Below are 15,720 nucleotides of genomic sequence, written 5' to 3'. Positions count from 1 at the left end.
AGACCGGGTCAGCCGAGCGCCATCAGCCGTCCGAAGCCAAGCGCCGCCTCGGCGATGCCGCAGCGGCGCAACATGTGCCAGGCCATGACCTGGTTGCTGGTGATGACGGGCATGCCGAGCTCGGCCTCCAGCGGCGCGACCAGGCCTGCGGAGCGAATCGCGGTGCAGGAGATGAAACAGGCCTCGGCGCCGGGTGCCGCGGCGGCGGCGGCACGGGTGCGTACCGCGATTTCGGCCGGGGACAGTTCAGCCATCTCGGCATTGGTGTTGAGCCCCAACATCGCGCCGCCGGTCACCGTGACGCCGTGCGCGGCCAGGAAGGCGATCTCCCGTTCATGCACCGGAGCAATGTAGGGGGTGACCAGCAGCACGCGGCGCGTGCCGAGCACGCCGAGCGCCGCCAGGATCGCGTCGGCGGTTGCCGTCGCCGGGCGGCCGGTGGCGTCCTCGATCCGGCGCACGATGCCCTCCGCCATGGCGGGGGCGAAGGTGGAGACCGCGGTGCAGTGGAAGCCGATCAGGTGCGGCCGCGCATCCGCGAGCAGCCTGGCCGCGTTCTCGAGCGAGTCCAGCATGCGCAGAAGTTCCTGCTCCGAGCTGCCGCGCAGTTCGAGGCGAGTGACCAGCGCCGCCACGCCGGCGGGCAGCATGGCGTGGACCTCCGCCTCGCAGACCTGGTTGCCGGAGGGGACCATCAACCCGATGCGGGCGCGGTCCCCATAGTCGATCGCGCTCACAGCGAGGCCCTCGCCTCGGCGAGCCAGCGCCGGTCGATGTAGTCGGCGGCGTGGGTACGCGCGCGGGCGGGCAGGTCGCGGATCAGCGCGCTGGTCTCGATCAGGGCCTGCACGCCGGCCTCGCTCGCTTCCCCGTCGCGCGGGAAGATCTCGTCACGCGTGTATTCGTCCCAGGCGCGGTCGGCGTAGCGCGGCTCGATGCCGCTCTCCATCACCGCCACGTCGCGGGCGAAGTCGCGGTCCGTGTGGAAGCGCTCATGTGCGCGCAGGAAGCCGCGCAGGAAGCGCAGCAGCAGGTCGCGGTTCGCCTCCGCCCAGCGCGTGTCCACGTCGAGGCTGGTGAACTGGAAATCCTGCCGCGGCTCGCAGAGCGAGACGAAGCCCTGGTCCAGCGCGATGTGGTTGAGCGGCGCCCCCTGCAGCCCGGCATCGATGCCGCCGCTGCGCAGCAATTCCCAGCGCGCGAGGATCGGTCCGCAGGGCACCAGCTCGTAGTCGCCCGGCCAGTGCAGGCCCTCCTCCGCAAGCAGCCGCATGATCAGCGAGGACGAGCCGGCGCGCAGCGAGGAGACGCCGATGCGCTTGCCGCGCAGCCCCTTCAGCCCCTCGATCCCCGGCCGCGCGATGAGGGAGAAGGGCAGCCGGTTCACATTGCCGCCGATGATCGCCTGGTGGCCGCCGGATTCGGCATCGAGGACGACGTGTTCGGTCACGCCGTAGGCGAGCTGCGCCCGGCCGGAGCGCAGGCGATCGTTGACCTCCTCGATGCCCTCGATGTGGTCGATGGTCAGGACGATGCCCTCGGCGGCGAACAGCCCCGCATGCAGGCCGAGCCAGGCCGGCATGTTGAAGTAGTTGCGCGAGACGACGGCAAGCGTGAGCGGGGTCATGGACGTTCCTCCTGCCCCGCATGCGAGCCCCGGCGGCGCGCGAAGGCAAGCCCCCGCGCGCCCCTGGGGTCAGGGCACCTCGACGTCGAACAGCGGCGCGTATTGCTGGGAGCCGAAGACGTCCCGCTCCCCCGGGCTGCCCGAGGGGCGTTCGCGCCGGATGGTGAACTTGATCGCGTTGGCAGGTTCGAAGACCACGAAGTCGGTCACGCGGTTCTCGGGGATGCGCAGCAGCCCGGCGACGATCGCCGGAGAGAGCACCTTCGCATCGCGCACCTTCTCGAAGTTCGCGCGCTCCTTGAAGATGATGTCGAAGGTGATGTGGTCGACGCCGGCGTTCTTGCTGCGGATGGTCGAGGCCAGGTCGCGCAGCGTCGGCATGTTGCGGCGGTCCATCACGCGGCCCTCCGGGCGGTGCCGTCCACGGTGAGCAGGCGCGTGCGGAACAGCTCGCTCGCCTCCTTCACCGGCATGACGTGGTTGAGCGTCCATTCGTAGCCGGGCTTGCCGGTCAGCACCTCGTCCGACATCAGCGCGGCGGCACCGGCGGTGCCCTTCACCTCGGGCAGGCGGGCATAGAACAGGTTGCGGGCGGCGAGGGCGCAGATCTCCTCCCCGCGCCTGCCGTCCTGGCAGAGCGTTTCCACCACCACGCCGATCTCGTGCGGCTGCGTCGGCGCTGTCGGGTCCATCGGACCCATCACGCCGTTGCGGCCATAGAGGTGGTAGAAGACCTGCCAGCCGGCTTCCTCCGGCGCGCCGAAGCGCTCGGTGAGGCGCGCGCGCGCCCAGGCGATCGCCTTGTCGATATTGGCGATCATGTAGGGGTCGCGCATGCCGACCACGGCGAGGCGCCGCTCGCCCACCTTGCCCGCGCCTTCCAGCTTCACCATCGGCGTGGGGGAGGCGACGAAGCGGGCGCCACTGGCGCGGGTCGTCTTCTCATCCACCTGCTCGTAGCGGCACTCGCTCATGTCGACGTAGCCGCTGACGACGTATTCGCGGAACGGGTCGCGGCGTTCGTACATGGCGTGGGAGGCGAGCGAGGCCGGCGTGCAGCGCTGGCCCGGATGCATGGCGGTGACGCGGATATCGTCCTCGCGGATGCGGCCGAAGATGCTCTCCTTGCCCATGAAGGGCTCGCAGCAGAAGGAGGCGCATTCCATCAGCTTGCCGGCGTAGTACGCCGTGGCCGGCGACATGCCGGCATTGAGGATCGGCGCGGCGAAGAGCGCGCAGTCGCTGGCGCGCCCGGCGATGACGACATCGGCGCCGTCCTGCAACGCGGCGGCGATCGGCTCGGCGCCCATCACCGCGACGACGCGGTCGGTGCGGGCGATCAGCGCCTCATCGGCATCCGGGCGCCCGTCGAGGCCGCGAACCGGCGTGCCGGCGGCCATCATCGCGCGCAGCGCCTCGGGCTTGATCTCGGATTCGATTGCCGCCAGGCGGAAGGGCGCCAGGCCGTGCTGCGCGGCGATCTCCTCGATCAGCGCGACATACTGCGCGACGCCGCGATCCGTGCCGGTGTCTGAGGCCGAGCCGATGATCATCGGCACGCCGAGACGCCGCGCGGCGAGCAGCATCACCTCGAGGTCGTGGCGCTGCCAGGCCGGCGGGCTCGCCTGGCCGTCGGCACCGAGCGGATAAGGCCCGATGTCGCAGGAGCCGGAATCGGCGATGATGACATCCGGCTTCAATTCGCAGCCCGCGAGGAAGGAGTCCTTCTCGAGCGGCGTGAAGCCGAGATGCCCGGTGGGGCAAAGGATGGTGATCTCTGTCATGTGGTCTGGCCTTCGCTGGCGCCCTTTCGCGCCAACGTTGCACAACGCGTGCCAGATCAGGCGGGCACCGCCATGCCCAGTTTCTGCATCTGGTGGCGCAGCGCATGACGCGAGAGGCCGAGCCGCACCGCCGCGCGCCCGTGGCGGCCGCCGGCTTCGCGCAGGGCCTTCTCGATCAGCGATTTCTGGAAGCGGTCGGTGGCCTCGTGAAAGCGCAGGTCGAAGGTCGCGCCCTCTCCTTCCGTCGCTTCGGGCGCGGTGCGGCCCTCCACCTCGCGCAGGATGCGGTCGGGCAGGTGGTTCACCAGCACCTGCTCCTCGGTCTCGAGGATGGCGATGCGCTCGATCAGGTTCTCGAGCTCGCGGACATTGCCCGGCCAGGAATAGCGTCGGAACACCTCGGCCACGCGCGGTTCCAGGCCGCGGATGACGCGGCCACAGCGCTCGCCGTGGTGGCGCAGGAAGGATTCGGCCAGCAGCAGCACGTCGTCGCCGCGCGCGCGCAGCGGCGGAATGTTCACCGGCACGACCTGGAGCCGCCAATAGAGATCATCCCTGAACCGCCCCGCCTTCACCTCGGAGAGCAGGATGCGGTTGGTCGAGGCGACGAAGCGCACATCCGCCGCGGTCTGCTTCACCGCGCCGAGCCGGCGGAAGCGCTGGGTGTCCAGCATGGTCAAGAGCTTGGCCTGGAGCTGCAGGTCCATCTCCCGGATCTCGTCAAGGAACAAGGTGCCGCCATCCGCCGCTTCGATCAGCCCCGGCTTGGCGCCGGCCGCACCGGTGAAGGCGCCGCGCTCATGGCCGAAGAGTTCGCTCTCCATCAGGCTTGCCGGGATGGCCGCGCAGTTCACGTCGACGAAGGGCTTCGCCGCGCGGGCGGAGAGCCGGTGCAGCAGGCGGGCGACCAGACCCTTGCCGGTGCCGGTCTCGCCATAGAGCAGGACGGTGCGCGCGGGGCTTCTCGCGATGCGCGCAATGAGGTCGCGCACCGCGCGGATGCTCTCGTGCTCCCCCAGCAGGTCGGCATAGGCCATGGGCGTCGGCGCCTCCACTGGCGTGGAGTTTACGCCGAGGCGTGGAATTCGCGCCATCCCGCCTCGTCGGGCAGGAACCGCACCCAGGCGGTGGAGCAGGGTGCGCCGGCCGCGATGGCCGCGCTGCGTGCGACGCAGTCCCACACGGCGCCGGCGAGCGTCGGGGAAGGGTCGGGTGCATGGCGGCAGAGCGCGACCGGCGCGTGGGTCGCGAGCAGCGCATGCGGGTCCTGCGTGGGGTCACCGCCCAGCGCGGCGCGCAGCAGGGTGAGCCGCGCTTCGGAATGCGCGACCGGCGGCAGGGGATCGGGCGCGGCGGTGTAGTGGTTGGTGCGCGCGACCCACGCGCCGCGCACGACATCCACGCGCCCATGGCGCAGCTCCACCGCGGCGGCGCCCCCGGTGGCGTCGCCCAGCACCAGGCTGCCGCCGCCAGCGTGCGGCAGAGACGCGATGGCCGTCAGTGCCTGCTCGACGGTGCCGCAGGCGAAGAGCAGGCGGGTCATCAGGAAGTAGCGCAGCACGCCGGGGCCATGGTCGGCGGTCGGGATCTGCGTGTCGGCCAGCGCCAGCCCGTCGCTGTTCATCCCCGAGGACCACGCGCCCGGCGCGCCAAGCGAACCGAGGCAGAGCACGCGCCGACCACCCCAGGTCGGGTCCTCGTGCTGGAAGACGCGCTGGAGGCCGGCATGCTCCGGCCGGAAGTCGCGATTCTTCGCCACCACGCCGTTCGCCACGAAGGCCGAACAGCCATCCGTGTCGGCCGGCGCGGCGGCAAGGTCGGCGAGGCAGCCGAGATGGAGGAAGTCGAAGACCTCCTCCGGCGGCAGGGAGAAGCCCTCGGCAATGCCGGCGATCTCCTCGAGCGCTTCCGGCGTGTACCGCAGCGTCGCATCCCATTGCGCGTCGAGGAAGCGCGCCATGCGCGGGGTGCACGCCGGGGCCTGCGCGAGCCGGCCACGAATGGCGACGCGCACGGCCTCCGCCTGATCAGGGCAGGCTTCGGCCTGGCCGCGACCGCGCGCGCGCGCATCGCCGCGCAGTGTGACGAGCAGCGTCACGCGACGCCTCCGTCGTGCAGGTGGCAGGCGGCGCGATGCGCGCCGGTGAGGTTCATCAGCCGCGGCGCCTCCCGCGAACAGCGCGGCCCGGCGAGCGGGCAGCGCGGATGGAAGGCGCAGCCGGGCGGTGGCGCGAGCGGCGACGGCAGGTCGCCCGCCGCTGCGCGGGCGCCCTTCGCACCCGCCGTGCCGATCCGCGGCACGGCGGCAAGCAGCGCGCGCGTATAGGGATGCGCCGCGTGGTTCACCACGGCGTCGCGCGACCCTTCCTCCACCACCCGCCCGAGATACATCACCGCGACGCGGCCCGCGAGATGCGCCACCACCGCAAGGTCATGAGAGATGAAGAGCATCGTCAGGCCGAGCTCGTCCCGCAATTCGCGCAGCAGCGCCAGCACCTGCGCCTGCACCGAGACATCGAGCGCCGAGACAGGTTCGTCGCAGACCACGAAGTCCGGCTTCAGGATCAGCGCTCGGGCGATGCCGATGCGCTGCCGCTGACCGCCGGAGAACTGGTGCGGGTAGCGGTCGAGGTGCTGCCGCGCCAGGCCGACGCGGTCGAGCATCGGCAGGATGCGCGCCTCCGCCGCCGCGCCTTTCAGGCGCTCGTGCAGGGCGAGCGGCAGGGCGAGGATCTCCCGCACCGTCCGCCGCGGGTTGAGCGAGGCATAGGGGTCCTGGAAGATGATCTGCATGCGCCGGCGCAGCGGGCGCAGTGCGGGTTCCGGCAGGTGCGTGATGTCCTGGCCGTCGAACACCACCCGCCCGCCGGTCGGCGCGTGCAGCCGCAGCAGCAGGCGGCCGAGAGTGGATTTGCCGCAGCCGCTCTCACCGATCAGGCCGAGCGTTTCCCCACGCGCCAGCGCGACATCCACGCCGGAGACGGCGCGCACCATGCGCCCGGGGCGTCCGCGCAGGCGATCGAGGAAGCCGGGCGGGATATCGAAGCGGCGTTGGATGCCGCGGGCCTCAAGAAGCGGCGTCACGGCGTCACCTCGACGGCGCGCAGGCAGCGGGAGGCACGGCCGTCGCCGAGATCGACGAGCGGCGTCGGTCCCGCGCAGGCGGCAACCGCCATCGAGCAGCGGTTGCGGAAGCGGCAGCCGGCATCGAGCCGCGCCAGGTCCGGCACCTGGCCGGGAATGGGGTGCAAGGGGCGGTCGGGGTCTTCCAGCCTCGGCAGGCTTTCCAGCAGGCCGCGCGTGTAGGGGTGGCGCGGGCGGACGACGACCTCCGCGGTCGGGCCGCTTTCCACCACCTGGCCGGCATACATGACCATGACGCGCGGGCAGCGTTCCGCCACCACCGCGAGGTCATGGGTGATCAGCGCCAGCGCCAGGCCGTCCTGCTCGCGGAGCTCGTCGAGCAGGTCGAGCACCTGCGCGCGCAGGGTGACGTCGAGTGCGGTGGTGGGCTCGTCCGCCACCAGCAGCCGGGGCCGCGCGGCCAGCGAGATCGCGATCATCGCCCGCTGCCGCATGCCGCCGGAGAACTGGTGCGGGTAGTCGTCCAGCCGTTCGGCGGCGGAGGGAATGCCGACGCGCGTCAGCAGCGCCGCGGCCTGGACGCGGGCATCCTTCGCCAGGCCATGCGCCTCCAGCGTCTCGATAAGTTGCTGGCCGATCGTGAAGGCAGGGTTCAGCGCGGAAAGCGCATCCTGCATGGCAAGCGCCATCTGTCGTCCGCGCAGCGCGCGAAGCTCGCGCATCGGCAGGCGCCGCAGGTCGCGGCCGTCGAACAGGATCTCGCCGCCCTCGATCCGCCCGGGCGGGCGCAGCAGGCCGAGCACCGAGAGGAAGGTGACGCTCTTGCCCGAACCGCTTTCGCCGACGACGCCGAGCGCCTCGCCGGCCGCGATCTCAAGGTCCACCCCGTCGGCGGCGACGACCGGGCCGCGGCGCGTCGGGAAGACGGTGCGCAGGCCGCGCACGCGGAGCAGCGGCGCGTTCGGCTGGCGCGGCCGATTCAGCTCGCCGCGCCCTTCGGCGCCCCGATCATCGGTCGCTCTCATGCGTGGTGCAGCCGCGGGTCGAAGGCGTCGCGCAGGCCCTGGCTCGCCAGGTTGATGGACAGCACGAGCGCGAGGATGGCGAGGCCAGGGAGCGTCGAGACCCACCAGGCATCCACCAGGAAGTCGCGGCCGTCGGCGACCATCGATCCCCAGGACGGCGTCGGCGGCTGCACGCCGAGGCCGAGAAAGGAGAGCGAGGCCTCCATGATGATGACGTAGGCCATGCGGAAGGTGGCGACGACCAGCACGGGGGAGAGCACGTTGGGCAGGATCTCCCGCAGCATGATGTGGCGCGTGCCGCAGCCCAGGGCGCGGGCGGCCTCGACGTAGTCCTGCTCCCGCGCCGCCAGCGTCTCCCCGCGCACGACGCGGCAGGAGAAGACCCATTCCTTGTAGATCAGCACGAGGACGATGTTGTGCAGGCCCGGGCCCATCATCGCCATCAGGCCGATGGCGAAGACCAGGTAGGGAAAGCCGAGCAGCGTATCGACCAGGCGGGAGATGACGGTGTCCGTCCAGCCGCGCAGATAGCCGGCGGCGAGCCCCGCCAGCGTGCCGATCACCGCGGCGATGCCAATGACCAGCGCGGCGACCAGCAGCGAGACGCGCGCGCCATACAGCAGGCGCGAAAGGATGTCGCGGCCGAGCGCATCGCAGCCGAGGGGGAAGGCCCATTCGCCGCCCTCCTGCCAGGCAGGCGGCTGCAGGCGGCGGAAGAGATCCGCCTCGGCGGGGTCGTGCGGCGCGATCAGGGGCGCAGCGAGCGCCGCGATCACGAAGATCAGGATCAGCAGGGCAGCGACAAGTGCCGTGCGGTGGCGCGCGAAGCGTTCCAGCCCGAGCCGCAGCGGCGAGACCGGGGCTTCTTCGGTGAGCGTCGCGCTCACAGCCGCACCTTCGGGTTGAGCGCGGTGTAGAGGAGATCCGCCGTGAAGTTCAGCATCACGTAGGTGACCGCGTAGAGCAGCACCGCCGCCTGCACGAGCGGGTAGTTGCGGGCGAAGATGCTCTCCACCACCAATCGGCCGAGGCCGGGCCAGCCGAACACCGTCTCGACGATCATGTTGCCGCCGAGCAGCGAGCCGGTCTCGATGGCCGCGACCGTCACCACCGGGATCAGCGCGTTCTTGAGCGCATGGCGCAGCAGCACGCGGCGGCGCGACAACCCCTTGGCCTCGGCGAAGAGGACATAGTCGGAGGTCAGCACCTCCGCCATGGCGCTGCGGACCACGCGCGCCAGCAGCGCCGCGGTCGGCAGGCCGAGGGTGATCGCCGGCAGCGCCAGGTGCCGCAGCCCGGCGAGGAATGCGTCGGGCCGCCCGGCGAGCAGGCTGTCGAGCAGCAGGAAGCCGGTGACGCGCGCCACTTCGAGGTCGAAATCCGTGCGGCCGCCGACCGGGAAGACGCTCCACTGCACGGCGAACAGCAGAATCAGCAGGATGCCGAACCAGAAGCCCGGCAGCGAGACGCCGAACAGGGAGAGCGCCGTCAGCGCCCGGTCGATCGCGCTGTCGCGCTTCACCGCGGCGACGACGCCGAGCGGGATGGCAACGGCGATGGCCAGCAGGATCGCCACCAGCGTGAGCTCGATCGTCGCCGGCAGGCGCTCCGCGATCACATCCCAGACCGGCCGGCGATGGAAGAAGGAGATGCCGAAATCGCCGGTGACCGCGTTGCCGAGAAAGACGAGGAAACGCTGCGCCAGGGGGCGGTCGAGGCCGAGATCGGCGCGGAGCTGCGCCGCCTGCTCCGGCGTGGCGCGGCTGTCGGCGAGCATGATCTCGACCGGATCGCCCGGCGTCAGCGTGATCATCAGGAAGACGATCAGGCTGACGCCGAACAGCACCGGCAGGGTGTGGAGCAGGCGCTCCAGGAGGCGGGAGAGCGTCAAGCCACGCGCACGCGGTGCAGGTTGATGCGGCTGTCCGCCTGCGGGCGCCAGTTCTGCACCCGGCGCGCGACGCCGTAGATGTCCTGCGGCAGCCAGAGGAAGATCCAGGGTGCCTGTTCGGTCACGATGGCCTGGGCGCGCTTGTACATGTCCGCCCGCTTCGCCTGGTCGGCCTCGGTCTCCGCCGCGTCGAGCAGGCGATCCACCTCGGCATTGCTGAAACCGGCGGAGTTGCCGCGGCCGCCGCTGCGCAGCGTCGGGAGCATGATGTCGGAGGGATCGAGCGCGCCATTGCCCCAGGAGGTGAGGAACATGTCGCGGTCCCGCCGCCGCTCGGCGTTCTGCCACATCGGGCCGAGCACCGCGCCTTCCCAGATCTGTGCGCGCACGCGCAGGCCGGTGCGGGAGAGCAGGGCGGCGATCGCCTCGGCGATCTCCTTCAGCGCGGCGGTGGTGTCGATGACCAGCTCCGTGCCCTGGGCGACGCCGGCCTCGGCCAGCAGTGCGCGGGCGCGTGCGAGGTCGTGGGCGTATTCCGGCAGCTCCGGGTTGAAGCCGAAGGCATCCGGGCTCATCACCCCGCGCAGCGGCGTCGCCGTGTTGTTGAGGATGCGGGAGATGATCGCACCCTTGTCCAGCGCATGGTTGAGCGCGCGGCGCACGCGGACATCGTCGAGGGGCTTCTTCGCCAGGTTCAGAGAGACGAAGAAGGTGCGCGTGCCGTTCACCTTCATCACCTGGGCGTTGCGCGACGCCTCCACCTGCCGCATGGCAGAGGCCGGCAGCTCGCTGATGATGTCGAGCTCGCCGGCCAGCAGGGCCGCGATGCGCGCGCTGTTCTCCGGCATGACGCGGAAGATGGCGCGGTCGATCTGCGCCGGGCCGGCAACCGGGATTTCCGTGCTGCCGCCGTAGTACTCGGCGAAGCGTTCCATGATCACCGCCTCGCCGCGGCGCCACTCCACCAGCTTGAAGGGACCGCAGCCATCCGGACGGGTCTGCATGCCCTCCTGGCCGACGCGCTCGACGTGGCGGCTGTTCACCACCTCCTGGAAGGGGAGCATGGCGGGCAGGATGGGCCAGGGCTCGCGCAACACCATGCGCACGGTGCGTTCGTCCACCATCACCGTGTCCTCGAGCGGGCCGAGCAGGCCCTTGCGCGGGCTGGTCTGGCCGCCCATGGCGTTGCCCTTCACGAGCCGGTCGAAGGTGAACTTGATGTCGGTGGCGGTCAGTGCATCGCCGGAGTGGAAGCGGATGCCGGGGCGGATACGGAACTCGTAGGTCGTCGCATCGATCTGACGCCAGGAGTCCGCGATCTCCGGCTGGATGCGCATGTCGGCGTCGCGCGTCAGCAGCCCATCGTGGATGTTGCGGATGACGGTCTGCGTCTCGCGGTTGCGGTGGTTCGCGGGGTCGAGCGTCAGCGCATCCTGCGAGACGCCGACCCGCACCTCCCGCACCCGGCCCTGTGCCCGCGCGGCGCGCGACGCGGCCAAGACACCGACGCCCGAGAGAAGCACCATTCTGCGATCCAACATCCCCGCCTCCCCGCGATTGCGTGCCATGATGCCCGCCAGCCTCCCGGCGCGCCCGGCCTGGTTGGTCTTGACCCCGGCTTCGCCACACGTGCCATGAGGTCGGACAGCAAGCACCATGCCACGGATCGGGCGGCATCCGGCGTGCGCCAGCGCCGGAGCGACCGCGGCCGGATCGAAGGGATATGCGTGGATTTCCCGCCAATGCGCGTCATCCGCGCCTCAGCCCATGAGGATGCCATCCTGACAGCGGAGGAGGACCGACGCGACGTGTCCGAACCTGACGCGCTCACCGGGCTCGCGGTGCTGATGGCGGATCCGCTCGCCGTGCCTGAAGCAGCGCTGACGAGCATTGACGGCTACGCCTTGCTCCAGTGCGGGGGAGCATCGCGACGTCCATGACGAAGAGATGCAGGACGGAGTTGCGGAAGAGAAGACCGCACGACGGTTCACCTACCCGAGCGCGACGCGCCGGCCGGCCTCCGTTGACCGATGGGCGCTGCGATCCCTAGGCTGTCGCGCAATGCCGGCCGGCGACCCCGCACAATGGGGCGAACAGGCCGTGCCTCGGGAAGGAAACAACGACAATGACGCTGCGCCTGACCCGTCGTGCTGCCCTCGCCACCGGGCTTGCGACCACCGGTACCCTCGCCGCCCCCGCCCATGCGCAGACGCGCGAGCGCGTGGCGCGGATCTGGGGCGAGCCCGGGCCCTATATCGGCGTCTTCACCAACGGCATGAACGAATGGGCGCAGCGCAATGCGCCGGGACTGCGCTTCGAGTCCGAGCAGATCGCCTGGGATGCGGTCTATACGAAGCTCGCGACCGACCTCGCGGCGCGACGTCCGCCGGCGCTGATCAGCGTGGAAAGCCCGATCGCCTATCAGCTCGCGGCCGAAGGGCTGCTCGAGCCGATGCAGGACGTGAACCAGGCGATCCGCGCGCGCGAGCGGCTGGTGGACGGATTCACGGTGGATGATTTCGGCACCTGGAAGGGCACGCAATACGCGGTGCCGCTGCATCACCAGGGCTGCCTTTTCATCATGCAGGACGATGCGCGGCAGGAGGCGGGGCTCTCGGACCCCACCAACTGGACCTGGACCGACCTGCTGAACGGCGCAAAGGCCATCCAGCAGAAGCGGCAAGGCAGCGCCGGATTCACCATGGCGCTGGGGCGCAACCTCTGCGGCGACTATCACATCCAGCAGCTGATCTGGCAGGCGGGCGGGCTCACCTGGGACCCGTCGCGCAACTTCGAGACCACCTTCAACAGCCCGGCGACGATCGAGGCCTATGAGTTCATCAAGGAGCTCTACGGCACCATGCCGCGCTCGGCGGTGGAGTTCAGCTTCCTGCAGGTGGTGGACCAGCACGTCACCGGCCGCACCGGGTCGAGCTTCTACTGGGGCCGTACCATGGGCCGCGCCTTCGACGAGGCGAAGCCGATCTACGAAAAGATGGAATACTACCTGAACCCGGCCCATCCGCGCACCGGCGCGCGCTGGTCCTGGACCGACATCAACGGCTTCATCATGCCGCGCCAGAACAACCCCTTCATCCGCGAGGCGAAGGAGGCGATGGCCCATGTGATGAACAACACCGAATGGATGGTGCGCTATTCCACCAGCCTCTTCCCCAATGTCGGGCCGGTGTTCAAGGACCAGGCCTCGGCGCCGGGCATCGTGAACCACCCGATGTACCAGGCGAAGCGGCGCAGCGTGGACGTGATCTTCACCGGCTTCGTGCCGCATGCCTGCAACTCCGGGCTGGAGGTGAAGAAGGGCATCAACCCGCTCGCCGGCATCGGGCACGGGCGCAATGTCTGGTCGCAGGTCGCGCAGCGCATCCTGGTGAACAACGAGAACCCGCGCGCCGCGGTCGAATGGGGCCATCGCCAGTTCGAGGACATCCGCCGCGAGAACCGGCGCCTGCTGGGATAGACGCCCGGTGAAGTTCCGCCTCAGCGACCGTCAGGTGGGGGTGCTGTTCATGCTCCCCCTCATCATCGCGGTCGGCGTCTTTCTCGTCTGGCCGATCGCCGAGGCGGTTCGGCTATCCTTCGTCCGCTACAACCCGCTGCGGCCGGACGACCAGCCCTTCGTGGGGCTGGACAACTACCTGTTCGTGCTGGACGACCCGCTCTTCTGGGAGAGCTTCTATCAGGCACTGGTCTGGACCGGCTGGTCGACCGTGCTGCAGGCGCTGATCGGCGTCGGGCTGGCGCTGCTGCTGCACCAGCCGCTGAAGGGCATGAACGCCTTCCGGGGGCTGCTGCTGTTCCCCTACATCGTGCCGACGGTGGTGATTGCGCTGAACTGGCGCTGGCTGTTCAATTCCGAGATCGGCATCGTCAACCACCTGCTGATGTCCGCGGGCGTGATCGACGAACGGATCGCCTGGCTCTCGACACCCAGCATGGCGATGGCCAGTGCGATCCTGCTGAACGTCTGGAAGTACACGCCCTTCGTCGTGATCGTCGTGCTGGCGCGGCTGCAGACCATCCCGACGGAGCTGTATGACGCCGCGAAGGTCGACGGCGCCGGCGCCCTGCGCCGCTTCCGCGACATCACCCTGCCGCAGCTCGCCGAGGTGCTGGCGGTGGTGATCGTCTTCCGCACCATCTGGACCTTCAACAAGTTCGAGGAGATCTACCTGCTGACGCGCGGCGGACCCGGGACCTCGACCTACAACCTGGCGCTGTACGCCTTCGACCAGTCCATCGCGAACCTGCGCATGGGCGTCGGCGCGGCGGCGGGGGTGATCATGCTGCTGCTGCTGCTGGCGGGGTCGATGCTGTACATCCGCGTCTCGGGCTTCGGACGGGAGGACAAGGCGGCATGAGACCCTGGGTCGCAGCCATCCTCTACGCCGTGCTCGGGGCGATCACCTTCGTGGTCTGCTTTCCGCTGCTCTGGGCGATCTCCACCAGCCTCAAGCCGAAGGACGAGATCTTCCGCTGGCCGCCGACGCTGTGGCCGGAGAACATCACCTTCGAGAGCTACCATGAACTTCTGTTTGGCGGTTCGGTGGCCAGCGCGCCGGGCGCGGGCGTGCCGCCCTCGGCGTATTTCCTGACCTGGTTCGCCAATTCGATCATCGTCTCGGTCGGATCGACCATCATCTCGATCACCGTCGCCACGCTCGCGGCCTACTCGCTGACGCGCTTCCGCTTCTGGGGGCAGCGTTCGGTGCCCTACATCGCCATCCTCGGCTACATGGTGCCGAGCGTGATCTTCGTCTTCCCGATGTTCCTGACGATGGTCTCGCTGGAGCTGACGGACACGCTGTTCTCGCTGATCCTCGGCTATGTCTGCATCACCCTGCCCTTCTGCCTCTGGCTGATGTGGGCCTTCTTCCGCGGCGTGCCGATCGAGATCGAGGAGGCGGCGCTGGTCGACGGCGCATCGCGCTTGCAGGTGTTTCGCCAGATTGTATTGCCTGTGGCGCTGCCGGGGATCATCGCGGCGAGCATCTTCTCGCTCATCGTGTCCTGGAACGACTACCTGTTCGGGCGGGTGTTCATGAACTCCATGGAGAACCTGCCGCTGACCGTCGGCGTGATGCACTTCTTCGACGGCACGCATGTGGATTGGGGACTGATGATGGCGTCGTCCGTGCTGATGACGCTGCCCATGGCGATCCTGTTCGGCTTCATGCAACGCCACCTGGTGGCAGGCTTCGGCGCGGGGGCGGTGAAGGGATGACGGATGTCGTCGTTCAGGGACTGTCCAAGTCCTTCGGCAGCAACAATGTCCTCAAGGCACTGGACCTGCGGGTGCCGTCGCGGCAATTCGTCACGCTGCTCGGCCCCTCGGGCTGCGGCAAGACGACGCTGCTGCGGCTGATCGCGGGGTTGGAGAAGGCGACCGCCGGGGAGATCCGCTTCGGCGAACGCCGCGTGGACACGCTGCCGCCCGGCGAGCGCAACATCGCCATGGTGTTCCAGAGCTACGCGCTCTACCCGACCATGGATGTCGCCAGGAACATCGGCTACGGGCTCGAGGTGCGCCGCACGCCGAAGGCCGAGCGGCAGGCGAAGATCGGCGCCGTCGCCAAGGTATTGGAAATCGCGCACCTGCTGCTGCGCAAGCCGAAGCAGCTCTCCGGCGGGCAGCGGCAGCGTGTCGCGCTCGGACGCGCCATGGCGCGGCGACCGGACATCTTCCTGATGGACGAGCCACTGTCGAATCTCGATGCCAAGCTGCGCGCGGCAATGCGTGGGGAGCTGCGTCGCTTCCACCTCGATCTCGGCACCACCACGGTCTACGTCACGCACGACCAGCTCGAAGCCATGACCATGTCCGACCTGGTCGTGGTGATGAACGAGGGCGTGGTGCAGCAGATCGGCACGCCGGAGGAGGTCTATGGCCGGCCCGCCAACCTCTTCGTCGCGGGCTTCATCGGCACGCCACCGATGAACCTGATCCCGGCACAGGTGAAGGACGACGTGCTGACCGTCGCCGGCACGCCGCTGCCGGTGCCCCTGCCGCCGGGCGCGCCGAGCGAGGTGGTGCTCGGCGTGCGACCACAGGACGTGAGCATGGCAAAACCCGGTGATGCCGGTGCGATCCCCGGCAAGGTGTGGATGGTGGAGCTCATCGGCAGCGAGCGGCTGATCGAGGTGGAGATCGCCCCGAAGATCCGCGTCACCGCGGAAGTGCGCGCCAGCCACCGCGCCGCGATCGATGATGTGGTGGCGGTGCGGCCGGACCCTGGCCATGTCCACCTCTTCGATCCATCCACGGGACGGGCGCTGACCGCCTGACCTCGG

Annotated in this window: 16 protein-coding genes; 5 read left to right on the top strand and 11 right to left on the bottom strand. The window is 69.7% G+C overall.

Translation table 11 applies throughout. From position 1 onward, the window contains the following. Positions 1-8: 8 nt before the first annotated feature. The 11 genes from GXW74_RS08010 to GXW74_RS07960 all read right to left on the bottom strand — a co-directional run bounded on the left by GXW74_RS08010 (position 9) and on the right by GXW74_RS07960 (position 10,937). Positions 9-737 carry a maleate cis-trans isomerase family protein gene (locus tag GXW74_RS08010; protein ID WP_211845959.1) on the bottom strand — a complete coding sequence of 243 codons (729 nt, stop codon included), beginning with the start codon at positions 735-737 and terminating at the stop codon, positions 9-11. Next, positions 734-1,627, bottom strand: a complete 894-nt coding sequence (locus tag GXW74_RS08005; RefSeq protein WP_211845958.1) for an ABC transporter substrate-binding protein — start codon at positions 1,625-1,627, stop codon at positions 734-736. Before GXW74_RS08005 ends, GXW74_RS08010 begins: the two co-directional genes overlap by 4 nt. 69 nt (positions 1,628-1,696) lie before the next feature. After that, positions 1,697-2,023 (bottom strand): DUF4387 domain-containing protein, encoded by a 327-nt coding sequence (locus tag GXW74_RS08000; protein WP_211845957.1) that lies wholly within the window; start codon positions 2,021-2,023, stop codon positions 1,697-1,699. Continuing rightward, on the bottom strand, positions 2,023-3,411 hold the full coding sequence (locus GXW74_RS07995) for an acyclic terpene utilization AtuA family protein (protein WP_211845956.1): 1,389 nt from the start codon (positions 3,409-3,411) through the stop codon (positions 2,023-2,025). The genes GXW74_RS08000 and GXW74_RS07995 overlap by 1 nt, the downstream gene beginning before the upstream one ends. Positions 3,412-3,467: 56 nt before the next feature. Continuing rightward, on the bottom strand, positions 3,468-4,448 hold the full coding sequence (locus tag GXW74_RS07990) for a sigma-54 interaction domain-containing protein (protein WP_211845955.1): 981 nt from the start codon (positions 4,446-4,448) through the stop codon (positions 3,468-3,470). A 29-nt stretch (positions 4,449-4,477) separates the two neighbouring features. Next, positions 4,478-5,509 carry a C45 family autoproteolytic acyltransferase/hydolase gene (locus tag GXW74_RS07985; protein ID WP_211845954.1) on the bottom strand — a complete coding sequence of 344 codons (1,032 nt, stop codon included), beginning with the start codon at positions 5,507-5,509 and terminating at the stop codon, positions 4,478-4,480. Beyond that, the gene (locus GXW74_RS07980; RefSeq protein WP_338148180.1) at positions 5,506-6,495 is read right to left on the bottom strand and encodes an ABC transporter ATP-binding protein; all 990 of its coding nucleotides are present in this window, start codon (positions 6,493-6,495) and stop codon (positions 5,506-5,508) included. The genes GXW74_RS07985 and GXW74_RS07980 overlap by 4 nt, the downstream gene beginning before the upstream one ends. Beyond that, positions 6,492-7,520, bottom strand: a complete 1,029-nt coding sequence (locus tag GXW74_RS07975) for an ABC transporter ATP-binding protein (protein WP_211845953.1) — start codon at positions 7,518-7,520, stop codon at positions 6,492-6,494. The genes GXW74_RS07980 and GXW74_RS07975 overlap by 4 nt, the downstream gene beginning before the upstream one ends. Beyond that, entirely contained in the window at positions 7,517-8,407 is an 891-nt protein-coding gene (locus GXW74_RS07970; protein ID WP_211845952.1) for an ABC transporter permease, read from the bottom strand. The genes GXW74_RS07975 and GXW74_RS07970 overlap by 4 nt, the downstream gene beginning before the upstream one ends. After that, positions 8,404-9,411 (bottom strand): ABC transporter permease, encoded by a 1,008-nt coding sequence (locus GXW74_RS07965; RefSeq protein WP_211845951.1) that lies wholly within the window; start codon positions 9,409-9,411, stop codon positions 8,404-8,406. The genes GXW74_RS07970 and GXW74_RS07965 overlap by 4 nt, the downstream gene beginning before the upstream one ends. Further along, on the bottom strand, positions 9,408-10,937 hold the full coding sequence (locus tag GXW74_RS07960) for an ABC transporter substrate-binding protein (RefSeq protein ID WP_246523056.1): 1,530 nt from the start codon (positions 10,935-10,937) through the stop codon (positions 9,408-9,410). The genes GXW74_RS07965 and GXW74_RS07960 overlap by 4 nt, the downstream gene beginning before the upstream one ends. A 216-nt stretch (positions 10,938-11,153) precedes the next feature. On the opposite strand from GXW74_RS07960, the gene GXW74_RS07955 reads away from it, so the two are divergent. The 5 genes from GXW74_RS07955 to GXW74_RS07935 all read left to right on the top strand — a co-directional run bounded on the left by GXW74_RS07955 (position 11,154) and on the right by GXW74_RS07935 (position 15,714). Beyond that, positions 11,154-11,351 carry a hypothetical protein gene (locus tag GXW74_RS07955; protein ID WP_211845949.1) on the top strand — a complete coding sequence of 66 codons (198 nt, stop codon included), beginning with the start codon at positions 11,154-11,156 and terminating at the stop codon, positions 11,349-11,351. A gap of 185 nt (positions 11,352-11,536) precedes the next feature. Then, positions 11,537-12,889, top strand: coding sequence for an ABC transporter substrate-binding protein (locus tag GXW74_RS07950; protein WP_211845948.1), 1,353 nt, complete (start codon positions 11,537-11,539; stop codon positions 12,887-12,889). 7 nt (positions 12,890-12,896) lie between these two features. After that, on the top strand, positions 12,897-13,790 hold the full coding sequence (locus tag GXW74_RS07945) for a carbohydrate ABC transporter permease (RefSeq protein WP_211845947.1): 894 nt from the start codon (positions 12,897-12,899) through the stop codon (positions 13,788-13,790). Next, positions 13,787-14,653, top strand: a complete 867-nt coding sequence (locus tag GXW74_RS07940) for a carbohydrate ABC transporter permease (RefSeq protein WP_211845946.1) — start codon at positions 13,787-13,789, stop codon at positions 14,651-14,653. Before GXW74_RS07945 ends, GXW74_RS07940 begins: the two co-directional genes overlap by 4 nt. Then, complete coding sequence (locus GXW74_RS07935; protein WP_211845945.1) at positions 14,650-15,714, top strand: ABC transporter ATP-binding protein; 1,065 nt, start codon at positions 14,650-14,652, stop codon at positions 15,712-15,714. The genes GXW74_RS07940 and GXW74_RS07935 overlap by 4 nt, the downstream gene beginning before the upstream one ends. The last annotated feature ends 6 nt before the right edge of the window (positions 15,715-15,720 follow it).

Source organism: Neoroseomonas eburnea, assembly GCF_018129005.1.
Classification (GTDB): Bacteria; Pseudomonadota; Alphaproteobacteria; order Acetobacterales; family Acetobacteraceae; genus Neoroseomonas; species Neoroseomonas eburnea.
The sequence above is the reverse complement of the archived record's forward strand: the minus strand, read 5'-3'. Positions and strand labels throughout refer to the sequence as shown.

Coding starts and splice junctions, on each gene's coding strand:
- GXW74_RS08005 (WP_211845958.1), bottom strand. CDS start 1,627: ATGACCCCGCTCACGCTTGCCGTCGTCTCGCGCAACTACTTCAACATG.
- GXW74_RS08000 (WP_211845957.1), bottom strand. CDS start 2,023: ATGGACCGCCGCAACATGCCGACGCTGCGCGACCTGGCCTCGACCATC.
- GXW74_RS07995 (WP_211845956.1), bottom strand. CDS start 3,411: ATGACAGAGATCACCATCCTTTGCCCCACCGGGCATCTCGGCTTCACG.
- GXW74_RS07990 (WP_211845955.1), bottom strand. CDS start 4,448: ATGGCCTATGCCGACCTGCTGGGGGAGCACGAGAGCATCCGCGCGGTG.
- GXW74_RS07975 (WP_211845953.1), bottom strand. CDS start 7,520: ATGAGAGCGACCGATGATCGGGGCGCCGAAGGGCGCGGCGAGCTGAAT.
- GXW74_RS07960 (WP_246523056.1), bottom strand. CDS start 10,937: ATGGTGCTTCTCTCGGGCGTCGGTGTCTTGGCCGCGTCGCGCGCCGCG.
- GXW74_RS07955 (WP_211845949.1), top strand. CDS start 11,154: ATGCGCGTCATCCGCGCCTCAGCCCATGAGGATGCCATCCTGACAGCG.
- GXW74_RS07950 (WP_211845948.1), top strand. CDS start 11,537: ATGACGCTGCGCCTGACCCGTCGTGCTGCCCTCGCCACCGGGCTTGCG.
- GXW74_RS07940 (WP_211845946.1), top strand. CDS start 13,787: ATGAGACCCTGGGTCGCAGCCATCCTCTACGCCGTGCTCGGGGCGATC.
- GXW74_RS07935 (WP_211845945.1), top strand. CDS start 14,650: ATGACGGATGTCGTCGTTCAGGGACTGTCCAAGTCCTTCGGCAGCAAC.